At 70.6% G+C, this 2,000-nt stretch carries 2 protein-coding genes and 1 pseudogene; all 3 read left to right on the forward strand.

The annotated features are described in order from the left end of the window. Nucleotides 1-214 (forward strand): annotated as a pseudogene (locus tag RWX45_RS08600) (translation factor Sua5); the annotation flags it as partial. Further along, nucleotides 211-1,347: an MraY family glycosyltransferase gene (locus RWX45_RS08605; protein ID WP_316023317.1), complete on the forward strand. Its 1,137-nt coding sequence runs from the start codon at nucleotides 211-213 to the stop codon at nucleotides 1,345-1,347. The pseudogene RWX45_RS08600 and the gene RWX45_RS08605, both read left to right, overlap by 4 nt. Next, nucleotides 1,344-1,829, forward strand: a complete 486-nt coding sequence (locus tag RWX45_RS08610; RefSeq protein WP_316023318.1) for a hypothetical protein — start codon at nucleotides 1,344-1,346, stop codon at nucleotides 1,827-1,829. The genes RWX45_RS08605 and RWX45_RS08610 overlap by 4 nt, the downstream gene beginning before the upstream one ends. Nucleotides 1,830-2,000 lie beyond the last annotated feature (171 nt).

A 2,000-nucleotide genomic window follows, 5' to 3' on the forward strand; every position in this document is an offset into this window, starting at 1 on the left:
TGCCGACGCCGGTGCGGTGCCCGGTCCGCAGGTGCCGACGGATATCCTCCTGCTCGACGGCGGCGCCACGCCCGGCCCGGTGGCCTCCACCATCGTGTCGCTGGCGGGCCGCGCGGCGCAGGCACCGACGGTGGTACGCGACGGCGTCATCACCCGCACCCAACTGGCCGCCGTGGTGCCGCTCGCGCCCGCAGCCGAGGAGGGCGGCGCGTGAAGGTCTACCTGCTGGTTCTGCTCGTCGCCGCGGCGGTCACCTACGTCGCCGTGCCGATTGTGCGCCATCTGGCCCTGGTCAGCGGTGCGCTCACGCCGGTGCGGGCCCGGGACGTCCACTCCACCCCCATCCCCCGGCTCGGGGGCGTGGCTATGTTCGCCGGTTTCGCCACCGCCATCGTCGTCGCCTCCCAAGTGCCCTATCTGTCCAACGTCATCGACTCCTCCGCCTGGGCGGTGGTGCTGGGGGCCGGCATGGTCTGCGGGCTCGGGGTCATCGACGACCTGTGGGACTTGGACTGGATGACCAAGCTCGTCGGGCAGATCCTCGCCGCCGGGGTCATGGCCTGGCAGGGCGTCCAGCTCATCACCTTCCCCGTGGGCGGGCTCACCATCGGCTCCTCGCGGCTGTCGCTCATCTCGACCATCGTGGTGGTACTGGCCGCGATCAACGCCGTCAACTTCGTCGATGGCCTGGACGGGCTCGCCGCCGGCATTATCGGCATCGGCTCCACCGCCTTCTTCCTATACGTCTACGTGCTCACCCGCACCACCTCGCCCGAGTCCTACACCTCCCTGGCGGCCACGGTGGTGGCTGCGCTCATCGGCATCTGCATGGGCTTCCTACCCCATAACTTCCATCCCGCGACCATCTTCATGGGGGATTCCGGCTCCATGCAGCTGGGGCTGATCAGCGCTGCCGGCACGATCATCGTCACCGGCCAGATCGACCCGGGCACGCTTGAGGGGCCGACGGCGGTGCCGGTGTTCCTGCCCGTTCTCATTCCCCTGGCGGTGCTGCTGCTGCCGCTGACGGACATGATCATGGCGATCGTGCGCCGCACCCGCGCCGGACACAGCCCCTTCCACCCCGACCGTATGCACATGCACCACCGACTGCTGGCCGCGGGTCACTCCCACCGCCGCGCCGTCCTGGTCATGTACGTGTGGGCCGCCGTCGCCGCCTTCTCGGTGGCCGCCATGGCCTTCTTCCCCCTGAAATGGGTGTTGATCGGCAGCCTCGTCGGGGTCTGCTTCGCCCTGGTCGTCACCGTAGACCTCATGCCCGGGGTGCGGCAGGCCTGGGCGCGCCGCCTGGGCGCCCGACACGCGCGAGGAGGCCGACGCCGTTGACGCAGAAGAAGGACTTGGCACAGCAGATGTCGCCCCAGGCGCGAATGAGAAGCGCCGCCGTGCGGGTCGCGCTCACCGGCGTCGGCCTGAGCATCATCGTGCTCATCGCCGGCGCGCTCGCGGGCGGAGCGGCCTGGGCCGGTGCCGCCTGGGGCGCCGGGACCGGATTCCTGCTGACCCTCATCACCGTCGTCGCCCTGGCCCTGCCGTGGGAGCGCTTCCCCCTGCTCGCCTCCGGCGGCGTCATGATTTCCTTCGCGGGCAAGATCGCGGTCATGATCGGGGTGGTGCTCGTGGCGGGAGCGCACCGGAACGCGTGGGCGCCCGGCTGGTTCTTCTTCTCCTTCGCCGCGATCCTGCTGGGCGTGACCGCCGTCGAGGTGGCCACACTCGCCTCCGGGCCCCATGCGCCCTCGAGTCGTGTTGAGGCTGACGGCGGCGCCGGGGCGGGCGAGGACTCGTCGGAAGAGACGAACCGCTGATTCCCGGGGAGCGGCTCGGTCCCGACCGCCGGTGTCCTGGCCGGGCGGGGGGCGTGCAAGACTGCCCGGACCCGGCCCTCAGCGTCGGCGCCGACCGGCCACCACCACATCGACCGGTTTGGGTACGTCATTAGTGCCGGTTTCGGTACGTCACAAGTGCCGGTTTCGGCA

This window comes from Actinomyces sp. MRS3W, from assembly GCF_032465695.1.
Lineage (GTDB): Bacteria > Actinomycetota > Actinomycetes > Actinomycetales > Actinomycetaceae > Actinomyces.